Annotated in this window: 11 protein-coding genes; 9 read left to right on the top strand and 2 right to left on the bottom strand. The window is 70.9% G+C overall.

Going from position 1 to position 15,731, the window contains the following annotated elements; translation table 11 throughout:
• Window positions 1-50: 50 nt before the first annotated feature.
• From ACFVH5_RS20865 to ACFVH5_RS20850, 4 genes are all read left to right on the top strand, one after another.
• Window positions 51-689 carry a hypothetical protein gene (locus ACFVH5_RS20865; protein WP_385835125.1) on the top strand — a complete coding sequence of 213 codons (639 nt, stop codon included), beginning with the start codon at window positions 51-53 and terminating at the stop codon, window positions 687-689.
• 214 nt (window positions 690-903) lie between these two features.
• Entirely contained in the window at window positions 904-1,095 is a 192-nt protein-coding gene (locus tag ACFVH5_RS20860) for a hypothetical protein (protein ID WP_384807598.1), read from the top strand.
• A gap of 182 nt (window positions 1,096-1,277) precedes the next feature.
• On the top strand, window positions 1,278-4,367 hold the full coding sequence (locus ACFVH5_RS20855) for an AAA family ATPase (RefSeq protein ID WP_385835160.1): 3,090 nt from the start codon (window positions 1,278-1,280) through the stop codon (window positions 4,365-4,367).
• A 62-nt stretch (window positions 4,368-4,429) separates the two neighbouring features.
• Window positions 4,430-4,657: a DUF6191 domain-containing protein gene (locus ACFVH5_RS20850; RefSeq protein WP_385835159.1), complete on the top strand. Its 228-nt coding sequence runs from the start codon at window positions 4,430-4,432 to the stop codon at window positions 4,655-4,657.
• 40 nt (window positions 4,658-4,697) lie between these two features.
• On the opposite strand, the gene ACFVH5_RS20845 is transcribed toward ACFVH5_RS20850, so the two are convergent.
• Complete coding sequence (locus tag ACFVH5_RS20845; RefSeq protein WP_385835124.1) at window positions 4,698-5,849, bottom strand: PQQ-dependent sugar dehydrogenase; 1,152 nt, start codon at window positions 5,847-5,849, stop codon at window positions 4,698-4,700.
• A gap of 221 nt (window positions 5,850-6,070) precedes the next feature.
• The gene (locus tag ACFVH5_RS20840; protein ID WP_385835123.1) at window positions 6,071-7,084 is read right to left on the bottom strand and encodes an aldo/keto reductase; all 1,014 of its coding nucleotides are present in this window, start codon (window positions 7,082-7,084) and stop codon (window positions 6,071-6,073) included.
• Window positions 7,085-7,159: 75 nt separating this feature from the next.
• On the opposite strand from ACFVH5_RS20840, the gene ACFVH5_RS20835 reads away from it, so the two are divergent.
• The 5 genes from ACFVH5_RS20835 (at window position 7,160) to ilvC (ending at window position 15,316) form a co-directional block, all read left to right on the top strand.
• On the top strand, window positions 7,160-8,101 hold the full coding sequence (locus ACFVH5_RS20835) for a 2-hydroxyacid dehydrogenase (RefSeq protein WP_385835122.1): 942 nt from the start codon (window positions 7,160-7,162) through the stop codon (window positions 8,099-8,101).
• Window positions 8,102-8,396: 295 nt separating this feature from the next.
• Entirely contained in the window at window positions 8,397-11,501 is a 3,105-nt protein-coding gene (locus ACFVH5_RS20830; protein WP_385835158.1) for a putative bifunctional diguanylate cyclase/phosphodiesterase, read from the top strand.
• Window positions 11,502-11,740: 239 nt separating this feature from the next.
• Window positions 11,741-13,597: an acetolactate synthase large subunit gene (locus tag ACFVH5_RS20825; protein WP_384807588.1), complete on the top strand. Its 1,857-nt coding sequence runs from the start codon at window positions 11,741-11,743 to the stop codon at window positions 13,595-13,597.
• Window positions 13,598-13,623: 26 nt separating this feature from the next.
• Window positions 13,624-14,151, top strand: a complete 528-nt coding sequence (gene ilvN, locus ACFVH5_RS20820; RefSeq protein WP_189776235.1) for an acetolactate synthase small subunit — start codon at window positions 13,624-13,626, stop codon at window positions 14,149-14,151.
• A 166-nt stretch (window positions 14,152-14,317) separates the two neighbouring features.
• Window positions 14,318-15,316 (top strand): ketol-acid reductoisomerase, encoded by a 999-nt coding sequence (gene ilvC / locus ACFVH5_RS20815; RefSeq protein ID WP_107021903.1) that lies wholly within the window; start codon window positions 14,318-14,320, stop codon window positions 15,314-15,316.
• The last annotated feature ends 415 nt before the right edge of the window (window positions 15,317-15,731 follow it).

The following is a 15,731-nucleotide window of genomic DNA, read 5'->3' as shown; positions in this document are numbered from 1 at the left end:
ATCCCGGGATCTTAAAGAAATTCTCAGACAGCGTCCGTACGGTGCGGAGCATGGGAACCAAGACAGAGAACGAGGCCGGAATCGAGACCGGCACCGAGGCACAGCGCGACGACGAGGCCGTGAAGCTCGGAAAGAGTGACGAGAAGGGCACCGACGGTGCCGTCGGCGCGGTCGGAGAGGTCGAGGAGGTCAAGACCTCCGAGAACCCGGACGAGGACGACCTCGCCGGTGAGGGCGACGGCGAGCTGGAGCAGGACGAGCAGGTCGTGGCCGCTGCGGGAACCGGTTCCGGTGTGGGCCTGGGCGCCGCCGCCGTCGTCTCCGCCGGACTGGGCATCGTCTCCCTGACCGGCAGCTGGGTCGGCACCATCGCGCAGGCGCGCGACTCGCTGTACGGCCAGTTGGAGACCGCGCAGGGCTCGCCCGTCGCCACCCAGATCAAGCAGGTGTACGCCGACTCCTGGAACGCCAACGCCCTCGTCGCCGGCTTCTTCGCGCTGGCCGCGCTGATCGTCGGTGTCGTGGTGCTGGTGAGGCCCGCGTTCGGCAACCCGGACCGGATTCCCGCGCAGTCCCCGTGGGTCAAGTCCGTCGCCTGGGCGGGTGTCTCGCTCGGCGTCATCGGCCTGCTGCTGGCCGCGCTCAAGTACTCCGACGTCCTCCTCGGCATGCCGACGACCACCGGCTGACCGACCCCGCGTACGCGCACGACCGCACGTCCTGAGGGGCCTTAGTCCCGCCGTGAGCCACTCACGGCGGGACTAAGGCCCCTCGCGCGTCCAAGATGCGGAACTCTCCCGATGTGGCGCACCCCCCTCGGAGACGAAGGTTGAGGCATCGCGAACGAGCGAAGCCGAAACCGACGGTGACCTTCCGCCGGTCACTCTTCCCAAGGGGTACGAGATGTTCGAGTACGAGCTCCAGCAGATCCGTTCCGCGGAGATGATCCGCGCCGCCGACAACTACCGCATGGCCCGCGAGGCCGCCCGCACCCGCCGCGCCGCCCGCCACGAGGCCGCGCGATCCGATCACGACGGCGAGGGGCGGGTGAACGGCCACCGCTCCCGCAGGCCCCGGTTCGCACGCGCCGCGTGAACGCCGGGGCACGGCAGGGCGGCCGCACGGGGGTCGGCCGCCCCGCACGCACCACCACCACGGGCCCGTCCGCCGACGCGGACGGGCCCGCGGTGGTGGGCGGGAGCAAGGCTCCGGCGGGCGCGTCCGTGGTCCGGGGCGGGACGCCGATAACCAGTGACGCCGTGTCCGACCCCTGTGCGATGCTCGGCGCTGTGGAGACCAGGTCCGTCAGTCCGGTCTTCGTCGGTCGGGCCGACGAGCTGGGCGTACTGAACGACGCGCTCGCCCGTGCCGCCGCGGGCGAGCCACAGGCATTGCTCCTCGGCGGTGAGGCCGGCGTCGGAAAGACGCGGCTCATCGAGGAGTTCGCGACGGCCGCCTGCCGCGAGGGCACCGTCGTGGCCGTCGGCGGCTGCGTCGAGATCGGCGCCGACGGACTCCCCTTCGCCCCCTTCTCCACCGCCCTGCGGGCCCTGCGCCGCCACCTGCCCGACGCACTGGCCGCCGCCGCCGCGGGCCAGGAGGAGGAACTGGCCCGGCTGCTGCCCGAGTTGGGGGAGAGCACTCGCGGGCGGCACGACGAGGACGGCATGGCCCGCCTCTTCGAACTCACCGTCCGCCTCCTGGAACGCGTCGCCGCCGACCGCCCCGTCGTCGTCCTCCTGGAGGACCTGCACTGGGCGGACGCCTCCACCCGCCACCTCCTCGCCTACCTCTTCCGGACCCTGCGCAGCGGCCACCTCCTCGTCGTCGCCACCTACCGCGCCGACGACATCCACCGCCGCCACCCCCTGCGCCCGCTGCTCGCCGAACTCGACCGGCTGCGCACCGTCCGCCGGATCGAGCTGCGCCGCTTCACCCGCGCCGAAGTCGCCCGCCAGATCGCCGGAATCCTCGGCTCCGAGCCCGACCCGGTCCAGGTCGACGACATCTTCGCCCGCTCCGACGGCAACGCCTTCTTCGTCGAGGAACTGGCCGTCGCCGCCCTCGACGGCTGCGCCACCGGCCTCACCGACTCCCTGCGCGACCTGCTCCTCGTCCGCGTCGAGAGCCTGCCCGAGAGCTCCCAGCGGGTCGCCAGGATCGTCGCCGAGGGCGGCTCGACCGTGGAGTACCGGCTGCTCGCCGCCGTGGCCCGGCTCTCCGAGGACGACCTCATCGAGGCACTGCGGGCCGCCGTCGGCGCCAACATCCTCCTCGCGACGCACGACGGCGACGGCTACCGCTTCCGCCACTCCCTCGTGCGCGAGGCCGTCGGCGACGACCTGCTCCCCGGCGAGCGCTCCCGCCTCAACCGCCGGTACGCGGAAGTCCTGGAGGCCGACCCCTCGCTCGTACCGGCAGGCGAGCGCGCCGCCCGGCTGGCCAGCCACTGGTACCACGCGCACGACGCCGCCAAGGCCCTGCCCGCCGTCCTCGACGCCTCCGTCGCGGCCCGCCGCCGGCACGCCTACTCGGAGCAGGTACGCCTCCTGGAACGGGCGATGGAACTGTGGGACACCGCCCCCGAGCCCGTACGCGCCGCCCTGCGCACCGCCGACTACAGCGAGGCCTATCCGCCCGCACTGCCCGAAGTACGCGGCGGGAGCGCCGACGGCCGCGACCCGTCCACCACCCCGCTGCACTACCTCGACCTCATGGCCGAGGCCGCCGTCGCGGGCCGGTTCTGCGGGGAACGCAAACGCGCGCTGAAGATAACCAAACGGGCCCTGCACCTCCTGGAGGACGAGCAGGACCCCCTGCGCGCCGCCTGGTTCTGGATCCAGCGCTCCCGCCTCGTCGAGGGACAGGGCCTCGGCGACGGCTGGCAGGAACTCGGCACCGCGCAGGACCTCGTCCGGGGACTGCCGCCCTCCGAGGTGCACGCCGACGTCCTCGCCCACGTCGCCAACTGGCTGATGGTGCACCGGCCCGGCCCGGACGCGCTCCAGGCCGCCGAACGCGCCGTGCAGTACGCCCGCATGGTCGGAGCCCGCGACATCGAGCTGAACGCCCGCCTCACCCTGGGCGGCCTCCTCGTGGAGTCCGGCGACATCGGCGCCGGCCTCGCCGAGGTCCACGAGGTCAAGGAACGGGCCATGGAACTCGGCGCCGCCTACGTGATGGGCCGCGCCCATGTGAACCTGCCCTCCCACCTGGAGGGCGTCGGCCGCTCCCAGGAAGCCGTCGGCATCCTGGAGGAAGGCGTCCGGCTCACCCGCAGATACGGCCTCCTGGACACCGAGGCCTGGGTCTGGGGCAACCTCGGCGAGTCCCTCTTCTCGCTGGGCCGCTGGCCCGAGGCCGCCGAAGCCGGATACAACTCCGAGCGGGTCGGCCAGAGCGCCAAACCCCGGGGCTTTCGCACCATGCTCCACGCCCGCCTCGAACTGGCCCGGGGCGACCTGCCCACCGCACGCGCCCGACTGGCCGAGGCCCGCGGCCACTTCGGCACCCACGACGCCGTGCCCCAGAACGCGCTGCCCCTGACCACCCTCGCCATCGGCATCGCCGCCGGCGAGGGCCGCCTCCTCGACGCCCGCACCGAACTGGACGAGGCACTGGGTCTCGGCTTCCCGCCGGGCACCCAGCGCTACGGCTGGCCCCTGCTGCTCGCCGCGGCGACCGCGGAGGCCGACGCCCGCGGACTGCCCGCCGCCGAACCGGGCCGCGCCGAACTCGTCGAGCGCCTGCGCACGACCGCCAAGTCCCTCGCCACGAACGTCCCCGTATGGCAGGCGTACGAGCGCTGGGTACGCGTCGAACTGCTGCGTGCCGAGAGCCGGGACACCCCGGACGACTGGTCCGAGGCCGTCGCGGCGTTCGAACCGCTGGAGCGCCCGTACGACCTGGCCCGCGTCCGCTACCGGCTCGCTGAGGCCCTGCTGGGCTCCGGCGGTACCGAGGAGGAGCGGGGCCGCGCCACCGAACTGCTGCGGCTGGCCCGGGCCGTCGCCGACCACCTCGGCGCACGGCCGCTCACCGACGCCGTCGCCCTGCTCGCACAGCGCGCCCGCCTCACCCTCGCCCGCCCGGCCGGGCGGACCACCCTCGCTCCCGCCGACCCGGTGGAGGCGCTGGGCCTCACCAGCCGCGAGCGTGACGTCCTGCGACTGGTCGCCGTCGGCCGCACCAACCGCCAGATCGCCGAGGAGCTCTTCATCTCCCCGAAGACGGCCAGCGTCCACGTCTCGAACATCCTGTCCAAACTCGGCGTCTCCGGTCGCGGGGAGGCAGCGGCCGTCGCGCACCGGATGCGGCTGTTCCCGCCGGAGACGGCCGCCGCCCGCCCGACCGGACGAGCCGGATGACTTCCACGAGGTGAGGTTTACGCTGTAAGAGACGCCGGGCCGAGGGAGCCGCTGTGTTCAACATGATCGAGAACCTGTTCGCACCGGGCCGCAAGCACACCGAGGACGAGAACAAGCGGCTGGAACTGACCCGCGTGGATCTGAACGACGGCGACCCCGGACGGGGCCCCATAGATCTGACCTCGGGCAAGGTGGTCGTACGCCCGCCGACGCAGCCCACGGGGGAGCGGGACGGGCCGGAGGGGGAGCGCGAGTCGCAGGAGCGGGACGACCCGGAAGCTCCCGCCTAAGCATCTCGCTTCACCCCACCTCACCTGATCTCGCCTCGTCTCACTTCACCTGCAGCTCCAGGATCCGGTCGTCCCCGCTGCCCGGGGTGCCCCTGCCGTCCGTCTCGCTCGTGACCAGCCACAGCTTGTCGCCGCCCGCCGACACCACCGTGCGCAGCCGGCCGTACGTGCCCTCCAGGAAGGCCTGGGGCTTCGCCGACTCCTCCGTGCCCTTGAGCGGGATGCGCCACAGCCGCTTGCCGCGCAGGCCCGCCATCCAGACGGAGCCCTCCACGTAGGCGATACCGCTGGGAGAGGCCTCGTCGGTGCTCCACTGGTCGATCGGGCTCTCGTACCGGGAGTCGTCGGACTTGCCCTCCACGTCCGGCCAGCCGTAGTTGCCGCCCGGCTTGATGTGGTTCAGCTCGTCCCAGGTGTCCTGGCCGAACTCCGAGGCGAACAGCCGCTGCTTTGAGTCCCAGGCCAGGCCCTGCACATTGCGGTGCCCGTACGAGTAGACGGGCGAGTCGAAGGGGTTGCCCGGTGCCGGCTCGCCCTCCGGGGTCAGGCGGAGGATCTTGCCGCCCGTCGACTTCTTGTCCTGGGCCAGCTCGGTGACATAGGTCTCACCCGTGCCCACGTACAGCATCTTGTCCGGGCCGAAGGCGATCCGGCCGCCGTTGTGGTTCGTGCCCTTGGGGATGCCCCGGAACACCGTGTCGGGGGCGCCCAGCCGCTCACCGGCCGGCCTCTTCGCGTCGTACTGCATGCGCACGATGCGGTTGTCCGAGTCCGAGGTGAAGTACGCGTAGACCATGTGGTCCGACGCGTACGTCGGGGACAGGGCCAGGCCCATCAGGCCGCCCTCGCCGCCGGGGGCGACCCCGGGCACCGAGCCGACCTCGGTCTTCTTGCCGGTCTTCTCGTCGACCAGGGTGATCGTCCCCTCGTCGCGCGAGGACACCAGGAGGCCGCCCTCGGGCAGGGGCGCCAGGCCCCAGGGTGTCTTGAGGCCCTCGGTGACGGTCCGCAGGACCTTCACGGAGCCCTCGGCGGGCGGTGCCTCCTCGGCGGCCCGTTCGGAGGCCGGGGGCGAGGTGCCGGGCTTCGGAGAGACCCAGGGCGTGCTCCCGCCGCCGTCCGAACTCCCCCCGTCGTCCGAGGAGCATCCGGCCGTCAGCAGGAGCGTGGCTGCGGCCAACACGGCCGTCACAGCTCGACGTTGCACGATGCAGGATCCCTTCGACGTGGCAGGTTCTACTTTTCATACACCGCCCGGGCCTCCCGGGTTCCCGATCACGGACACCGAATCACCGGACCCCCGCCCGAACCGGGCGATTAGGCTCCGGGACCAGGGCTAGGTCCGAGTGTCCCGGCCCAGCCGCAAGACCCCGGCCCAGCCGCAAGACCCCGGCTCGGGCCCCCGAATCCCGTTCAGTCCCAGGACCCCAGCGCCGCCGGCAGTTCCGCCACCTCGGCGAGATCCTCCGCCGTCAGCCGCAACCCGGCAGCCGCCGCGTTCTCCGCGGCCCAGCACTCCCGCTTGGTCCCGGGCACCGGAACCACCTGCTCCCCGCGCGACAGCACCCACGCGAGAGCCACCTGCGCGGGAGTGACGTCGGCGCCCTGCGACGCGGCCGAGTGGCGGGCGGCGATGCGGCGCAGCCCGACGACGATCGGCTGGTTCGAGGCCATCATCTCGGCGGTGAACCGGGGATGCCTGGCCCGCAGGTCGTCGGGCTCGAACCCCTCGCCGGGAGTGAGGGTCCCGGTCAGGAAGCCGTTGCCGAGCGGCATCGCGGCCAGGAAACCGACCCCGCGCGCCTCGCACCACGGCAGCAGGGACTCCAGCGCCTCCGGCGACCACACCGACAGCTCGGCCTCCACCGCGCTCACCGGGAAGACCTGCTGCACCCGCTCCAGCTTCCGTATCGTCCCGTCGTGCAGCCGCGCACCCGGCCCGCGGCCCGCCCGGGCGCCCACCGCGCACAGCCCCAGAGCCCGCACCTTCCCGGCCGAGACGAGCTCCGCCATCGCGCCCCAGGTCTCCTCGACCGGCACCTCCGGGTCCTCGCGGTGCAGTTGGTAGAGATCTATGACATCCGTCTGCAAGCGCCGCAGCGAGGCGTCGCACGCCCGCTTCACATAGCCGGGGCGGCCGTTGGCCACGATGTGCTGCTCACCCACCAGCAGGCCGACCTTGGTCGACACGAAGGCCTCCGCGCGCCGTCCCTTCAGCGCGCGGCCCACCAGCAGCTCATTGGTGAACGGCCCGTACATGTCGGCGGTGTCCAGGAGCGTGACGCCCCGGTCGAGGGCCGCGTGCACGGTCCGCAGCGATTCGGCACCCCGCTGCCGCGAACCCGCGTACGCCCAGCTCATCGGCATGCACCCGAGACCGACAGCCCCCACTTCGAGCGCCGCCGCCCCGATCGTCCTGCGCTCCACCTGGCCGTGCCCTCCCTCTCCTGGCACCCCAAACTAACCTCTGCGTCCACGGGTGCTTCGCATAGCCTCCTGACCATGACGTACGAAGTGTGGCTCCCGTTTCAGCCCGACGAACTCGACGGCCTTCCCCAGGGACTCGACTACCGCTACTGGAACGGTGAGGAGGACTTTCCCGCGGACCCCGCCGACTGCGCCTTCTACGTCGTGCCCTACATGAAGGGCGGCGACGTCTCCGTGCGGCCCCTGGCCGGCATGACCTCCGTACAGGTCGTGCAGACCCTGTCGGCAGGCATCGACCATGTGCAGCCGGGCCTTGAACTGCTGCCCGGGGGAGTGCGGTTGTGCAACGCGCGCGGTGTGCACGACGCGAGCACCGCCGAACTCACCCTCACCCTGATCCTCGCCTCGCTGCGCGGTGTCCCCGACTTCGTCCGCGGGCAGGACAGCGAGGAGTGGCGGTCCGGGTTCCGTCCCGCGCTCGCGGACAAGAGCGTTCTCATCGTCGGCTACGGAGCGGTGGGTTCGGCCATCGAGGACCGGCTCGCGCCGTTCGAGCTCGCGCGGGTGGCGCGCGTCGCGCGCTCCGCACGTGAGACCGCGCGCGGCCCCGTGCATCCGATTTCCGCCCTGCGGGAGCTCCTGCCGGAAGCCGATGTGGTGGTGCTCATCACGCCGCTCACCGAGCAGACGAAAGGCCTGGCCGGAGCCGATTTCCTGGCCCGCATGAAGGACGGGGCGCTCCTCGTGAACGTGGGCCGCGGCGGTGTCGTCGACACCGGGGCGCTCCTCGCCGAGCTGGAGAGCGGCCGGCTCCGGGCGGCCCTGGACGTCACCGACCCCGAACCGCTGCCGCCGGGGCACCCTCTGTGGCACGCCCCGAACGTACTCATCAGCCCCCATGTGGGCGGCCCCACCTCCGCGTTCCTCCCACGGGCCCGGCGGCTCCTCCTGGACCAGTTGAACCGCTTCGTGAACCGGGAGCCACTGCGGAACGTGGTCCTTACGACGGGCTCGTAGTCCTCCCCTCTCCCGTCCGGGCGCGTACGGCGGGCACCCATGGGTACCCTCCGCATTCCATCGAACGCGCGCCGTGTCCATTTCTTCTCCGGCCGTCACGGAGCGTAGAGGAACTATGTCCCTGAGTGACGAGACTGGTGTATCGTCCCGACAGGGGCTGCGCCGCGCACCATCCGGCGCCGGGGACTGAGAGACAGCAACAGCGAGGGGGGCGACGGGCGATGCACGGCCTATGGACCAACGATCCGACGCGACGGGGTCGCCGACGGCGACCCTGGTGTCCACCCGCGCGCAGATGCGGCCACAGCGGCCATCACCACCGCCGGCCAAGTGGGCGCAGGCGTCACGCCCATCCGGCGCACCGGGACCAGAGGGACTCGGGGGCGGCTCGGCCCGGAGAGACACAGTGACCTCCCCGGGGGCGGTGCTCGCCCGCGGTCAGGTCGCCGGGGGCGCGACGGGCCTGGTCCCGCAACTCGTGCTCGCCCTGATGTGCGCGGGATACGCCGTCGGTTCCGCGCTCGGCTGGGGCTCACCACGACTCGCCCTGATCATGGGCGACTTCGGGCTGAGCGCGGCGGCCGCCACCGCGGCCGTCTCCTGCTTCCTCTGCGCCCGCACCCGGCGCAGCCGCTTTCGACCCGCATGGCTGCTCTTCTCGCTCTCCTCCGCGATGGCGGCGGTGGGCAACCTCGTCTGGGGCTGGTACGAGGTCGTCCTGGAGAGCCCGGTGCCCAGCCCCAGCTGGGCCGACCTGTTCTTCCTGTGCTTCGCCCCACCGGCCATCGTGGGACTGCTCGTCCTCGCCAAACGACCGGTGAGCAAGGCCGGTTGGGTCTGCCTGGGCCTCGACGCCTGGCTGATCGGCGGCTCGCTGCTGACGCTCTCCTGGAGTCTCGCGCTCGCCCAGGCGGCCAAGGCGGAGGAGCCGAGCGTTCCGCACACCGCGCTGTCGCTCGCGTATCCGCTGCTCGACATCGCTCTCGTGAGCATGGTGCTCGCACTGCACTTCAGGCGGTCGGCGGTGAACCGCTCCGCGGTGAACACCGCGATCGGGGCGCTGGCCCTGACGGTCATGTGCGACGCCCTGTTCACCTCGCCACTGCTCCACAACGACTACCGCTCCGGGCAGTTGCTCGACGCGGGCTGGTTCGCCGGCTCACTGCTGCTCGCCTACGCCCCCTGGGTGGGGCAGGGGCACGGACACACGGAAGAAGAGGGGCACACGCGCGTGGTGTACGGCCATGTGCCCGGGCCCCGGCAGGGACAACCGGCACACGTGCCCCTCCAGGAGGGAGGTCACAGCCGGTACCCCCTCAGTCGGCCCATCAGCAGTTCGCTGGCGGCGCTCACCCCCTACCTGGCCGCCGCCGTCTGCACGCTGGGGATTCTCTACAACGTGCTCAACGGCCGCAGCGTCGACCGCGTGGTGCTCGTCACCGGGGGCACGGTCGTGCTCGCCCTTGTCGTGCGCCAGGGCATCATGCTCGTCGACAACATCACCCTCACCCACGAACTGGCGCAGAAGGAGAACCACTTCCGCTCCCTGGTGCAGGGCTCCAGCGACGTCATCATGATCGCCGCTCCGAACGGCATCCTGCGGTACGTCAGCCCGGCCGCGGCCGGGGTCTACGGACGGCCCGCGGAAGAGCTGGTCGGGTCCGAACTCGCCACGCTGATCCACCCGGAGGACCTGGGCTGCGTGGTGCACGAGGTGCGCCGCTTCCTCGCCGCGAGCCCCGCGGAGGAACCCACCACCCGCATCGAGTGCCGCTTCCGGTCCGGCGGCGGGGGCACCTCCCGGCCGGGCGGAGCCGAGAGCGGGGGAGGCTGGCTCAACGTCGAGTCGACCGTCAACCGCCACCACGGCGGCCTCATCTTCAACAGCCGTGACGTGACCGAACGGGTCCGCCTGCAGGCCCAGTTGCAGCACAACGCCGAACACGACCCGCTGACCGACCTGCCCAACCGCGCCCTGTTCACCCAGCGCGTCGGACAGGCGCTCTCCGGCCGCCGCTCCTCCGACCACGGCACCGCCGTGCTCTTCATCGACCTCGACGGCTTCAAGGCGGTCAACGACACCATCGGCCACCAGGCCGGCGACGAACTCCTCGTGCAGGCCGCCCGCAGGCTCCAGGACGCGGTCCGCAAGGGGGACACCGCCTCCCGGCTCGGCGGCGACGAGTTCGCGGCCCTCATCGTCGGTGACGGCTCCCGCGACCGCACCGCGCGCGAGCGCCACATCTTCGAACTCGCCGACCGGCTGCGTACGACCCTGTCGCAGCCGTACCTCATCGACGGCAACGATGTCCGGGTCGCCGCCTCCATCGGGGTGTCCTTCTCCGAGCCGGGCCTGGGCGCCGGCGAACTGCTGCGCAACGCCGACCTGGCGATGTACCGCGCGAAGGCGGCGGGCAAGGGCCGCGTCGAGCTGTACGTGCCACAGATGCAGCAGGACGTCGTCCGCAAGGCGGAGCTGGCCACCAGGCTGCGCGCCGCCCTGCACGACGGCGAGTTCGCCCTGCTGCACCAGCCCGTGGTCTGTCTGGACACCGGCCGGATCACCGCGGTGGCCGCGCAGGCGCGCTGGCGCTCGGCCCAGGGCGTGCTGTTCACGCCCGCCGAGTTCCTGCGCGTCGCCGAGGACAGCGACCGCACCGCCGAGCTCGGCCGCTGGATGCTGGAGGAGGCGGTCGAACAGGCCGCCGAGCGCGCGGCCACCGGGCTCGCCGTGCCCGTCGCCGTCCGCATGACCGCCCGCAGACTCCTCGACCGCTCCATGCCGCTGAGTTCCGTGGAGGCCCTCCTCACCCGCCACGGACTGCCCTCGGGCGCCCTGATCGTGGAACTGGCCGAGACGGACCCCAAGGTCTCCCTGGACGAGCTGGAGCGCCGCCTGAAGACGCTCAGGCGGCTCGGTGTGCGGATCGCCCTGGAAGGCTTCGGCAGCGGCTACGCCACGATCACCGCGCTGCGCCGGCTCCCCGTCGACGTACTGAAGCTGGACCGCGGTCTGGTCGAGGGCGTCGTCGAGTCCGCCCGGCTGCACAAGATCACCAGCGGGCTGCTGCGGATCGCCAACGACCTGGGGCTGCAGTCCGTGGCCGACGGCGTCGATCTGCCCGAGCAGGTCATCGCCCTGCGCTCGATGGGCTGCACCCATGGACAGGGCGTGGCCTTCTCCGGACCGCTGGACGAGTACCGAATGCGCCGAGCACTCGCCGGGGGTGTCTACGCCGTGCCCCACGGCCCCGTCGAACCCGTCTTCGCGGGAGGTGGTGGAAGCAGCGTCTTCGCAGGTGGGGGCGCAAGTGCGTATGCGGCGGGAGCCGCCTCCGGAGGGTATGGAACGGGTCTCGCGCTGCGCTCACATAATGAGACTCCCGTCCCACCCACTTGACACGCACAGCGCGCCGGGGGGAGGGTCTGTGCCATGCGCACCCGAATTCTCGTACTTGGAAAGCGCGTCGGCTGAGCTGGGAAGCACCGGATCGATGACCCGGAAGTCCCCGCTACCGCACCCGACGCGCTCCCCTCGCCTGCCTCACGGCACGAGGGGTTTTTTGTTGCACGAGTGACTGTCGATCAGTAAGCGCACACCGCTCAAAACTCGCAAAAACCCTCAGCATCGAGAAGAGAATGCCGATGACCGAGCAGGCCACCGGGGCCCACCACCCGCAGCCGCGGCCCCGTTCCGGAGGACAACAGTCCGCCCCCGAGCAGGTGACGGGAGCGCAGTCCCTCGTCCGCTCCCTTGAGGAGGTCGGGGCCGACACGGTATTCGGCATTCCCGGCGGCACCATCCTTCCGGCGTACGACCCGCTGATGGACTCCAAGCGGGTGCGGCACGTGCTGGTCCGCCACGAGCAGGGCGCAGGCCACGCGGCCACCGGATACGCGCAGGCCACCGGCAAGGTCGGGGTGTGCATGGCGACGTCCGGGCCGGGCGCCACCAACCTGGTCACCCCGATCGCGGACGCCCACATGGACTCCGTGCCGCTGGTCGCGATCACGGGACAGGTCGTCTCCAAGGCGATCGGCACGGACGCCTTCCAGGAGGCGGACATCGTCGGCATCACCATGCCGATCACCAAGCACAGCTTCCTGGTCACCAGGGCGGAGGACATCCCCCAGGCGATCGCGCAGGCGTTCCACATCGCCTCCAGCGGCCGTCCCGGGCCGGTCCTGGTCGACATCCCCAAGGACATCCTCCAGGCCAGGACCACCTTCTCCTGGCCGCCGGTCATGGACCTGCCCGGCTACCGCCCGGTGACCAAGCCGCACGCCAAGCAGATCCGCGAGGCGGCCCGGCTGATCACCCAGGCGAAGAGGCCCGTCCTCTACGTCGGCGGCGGCGTCATCAAGTCCGGTGCCACCGCCGAACTGAAGGTCCTCGCAGAACTCACCGGAGCGCCCGTCACCACCACACTGATGGCGCTCGGCGCATTCCCCGACAGCCACCCGCTGCACGTGGGAATGCCGGGCATGCACGGTTCGGTCACCGCCGTCACCGCGCTGCAGAAGGCCGACCTGATCGTCGCCCTCGGAGCCCGCTTCGACGACCGTGTCACCGGCAAGCTGGACAGCTTCGCCCCGCACGCGAAGATCGTCCACGCCGATATCGACCCGGCCGAGATCGGCAAGAACCGCGCCGCCGACGTGCCGATCGTCGGAGACGCCCGCGAGGTCATCGCGGATCTGATCCAGGCCGTGCAGAAGGAGCACAGCGACGGTCACCCCGGCGACTACACCGCCTGGTGGAAGGACCTCGGCCGCTGGCGCGAGACCTACCCGCTGGGGTACGAGCAGCCCGACAACGGCTCGCTCTCCCCGCAGCAGGTCATCGAGCGCGTCGGACAACTCGCCCCGCAGGGAACGATCTTCGCCGCGGGTGTGGGCCAGCACCAGATGTGGGCCGCGCACTACATCCAGTACGAGCAGCCCGCGACCTGGCTGAACTCCGGCGGCGCCGGGACCATGGGCTACGCGGTCCCGGCCGCGATGGGCGCCAAGGCCGGCGCACCGGACCGCACGGTCTGGGCGATCGACGGTGACGGCTGCTTCCAGATGACCAATCAGGAACTCACCACCTGCGCCCTGAACAACATCCCGATCAAGGTCGCCATCATCAACAACGGCGCCCTCGGGATGGTCCGCCAGTGGCAGACCCTCTTCTACAACCAGCGGTACTCCAACACCGTGCTGCACTCCGGTCCGGACGCCGACGGCAAGCAGCCGAGCGCCGGCACCCGCGTCCCCGACTTCGTGAAGCTGTCGGAGGCCATGGGCTGCTACGCGATCCGCTGCGAGTCGGCCGACGACCTGGACAAGGTCATCGAAGAGGCGAACTCGATCAACGACCGTCCCGTCGTGATCGACTTCATCGTCCACGAGGACGCCATGGTGTGGCCGATGGTCGCCGCCGGCACCTCGAACGACGAGATCCTGGCCGCCCGGGACGTCCGCCCCGACTTCGGCGACAACGAAGACGACTGAGAGCCGTAGGTAAAGGAAGCAGACCCATGTCCAAGCACACGCTCTCCGTCCTGGTGGAGAACAAGCCCGGTGTCCTCGCCCGGATCACCGCCCTGTTCTCCCGCCGCGGCTTCAACATCGACTCCCTCGCCGTCGGGGTCACCGAGCACCCCGACATCTCGCGCATCACCATCGTGGTGAACGTGATCGAGGCACTCCCGCTCGAACAGGTCACCAAGCAGCTCAACAAGCTCGTCAACGTGCTGAAGATCGTCGAGCTGGAACCCGGCGCGGCCGTTCAGCGCGAACTCGTTCTGGTGAAGGTGCGCGCCGACAACGAGACGCGTTCCCAGATCGTGGAGATCGTCCAGCTGTTCCGCGCCAAGACCGTCGACGTCTCCCCGGAGGCCGTCACCATCGAGGCCACCGGCGGCGCCGACAAGCTGGAGGCCATGCTCAAGATGCTGGAGCCGTTCGGCATCAAGGAGCTGGTCCAGTCCGGCACGATCGCCATCGGCCGCGGCTCCCGTTCGATCACCGACCGGTCGCTGCGGGCCCTGGAGCGGTCCGCGTAGACCCCCGGGCCCCGCCGCGCGCGGAGCCTCGTAAGAGATGCGAGTACGACCGGAAACGGGTGGTCGGCAGCCGTCGGCCGCCCGCATTCCGAGACCCCGGAACTTCCCCCCATCCCTCCGGCATACGGTGGGACGCAACACCTGCACACCAAGGAGAGAACCCAAAGTGGCCGAGCTGTTCTACGACGCTGACGCCGACCTGTCCATCATCCAGGGCCGCAAGGTCGCGGTCATCGGTTACGGCAGTCAGGGCCACGCCCATGCGCTGTCGCTCCGTGACTCGGGCGTCGACGTCCGGGTCGGTCTGCACGAGGGCTCCAAGTCCAAGGCGAAGGCCGAGGAGCAGGGCCTGCGCGTGGTGACCCCCTCGGAGGCCGCCGCCGAGGCCGACGTCATCATGATCCTCGTCCCGGACCCGATCCAGGCCCAGGTCTACGAGGAGTCCATCAAGGACAACCTGAACGACGGCGACGCGCTGTTCTTCGGCCACGGCCTGAACATCCGCTTCGGCTTCATCAAGCCCCCGGCCGGCGTCGATGTCTGCATGGTCGCCCCCAAGGGCCCGGGCCACCTGGTCCGCCGCCAGTACGAGGAGGGCCGCGGCGTTCCGTGTATCGCGGCCGTCGAGCAGGACGCGACCGGCAACGGCTTCCCGCTGGCGCTCTCGTACGCGAAGGGCATCGGCGGCACCCGCGCCGGCGTCATCAAGACGACCTTCACCGAGGAGACCGAGACCGACCTGTTCGGTGAGCAGGCCGTCCTCTGCGGTGGTACGGCCGCGCTGGTCAAGGCCGGCTTCGAGACGCTGACCGAGGCCGGTTACCAGCCGGAGATCGCGTACTTCGAGTGCCTGCACGAGCTGAAGCTCATCGTCGACCTCATGTACGAGGGCGGCCTGGAGAAGATGCGCTGGTCGATCTCCGAGACCGCCGAGTGGGGCGACTACGTCACCGGCCCGCGGATCATCACGGACGCCACCAAGGCCGAGATGAAGAAGGTCCTCGCCGAGATCCAGGACGGCACCTTCGCCCAGGCGTGGATGGACGAGTACCACGGCGGTCTGAAGAAGTACAACGAGTACAAGACGGCTGACGCCGAGTCCCTGCTGGAGACCACCGGCAAGGAACTGCGCAAGCTGATGTCGTGGGTCAACGACGACGAGTGACTCCGTCGGTCCGGCCGTGGTACCGGGGGTGCGCCCCGGTGCCGCGGCCGTGCCTGTCCGCCTGAGGTGCCGGCACGGGGCTCCGCCCCGGACCCCGCTCCTCAATCGCCGGAGGGGCTAAATTGTGCGCGTGCTGGATCATGCACGCTGATGTGCACGTGCGGGTGATCCTTCTGCGGAGGCGCGTGAACACGGCGCGTCGCCACTAGACTGCAGCACTACATACGCGTCGGGCCCACAGCGTCGTGCGTCTTTCACGCGGCAATCCTTCACCGCCTGCGGCCGTCGGGACGGCCGTCCGCAATGGACTTGTGAGGACACACGTGAGCTCGAAACCTGTCGTACTCATCGCTGAAGAGCTGTCGCCCGCGACGGTGGACGCTCTGGGCCCGGACTTCGAGATCCGGCACTGCAA

The organism is Streptomyces sp. NPDC127119 (assembly GCF_042677425.1).
Lineage (GTDB): Bacteria > Actinomycetota > Actinomycetes > Streptomycetales > Streptomycetaceae > Streptomyces.
Note: the sequence above shows the minus strand (reverse complement) of the source record. Positions and strands in the feature narration are given on the sequence as shown.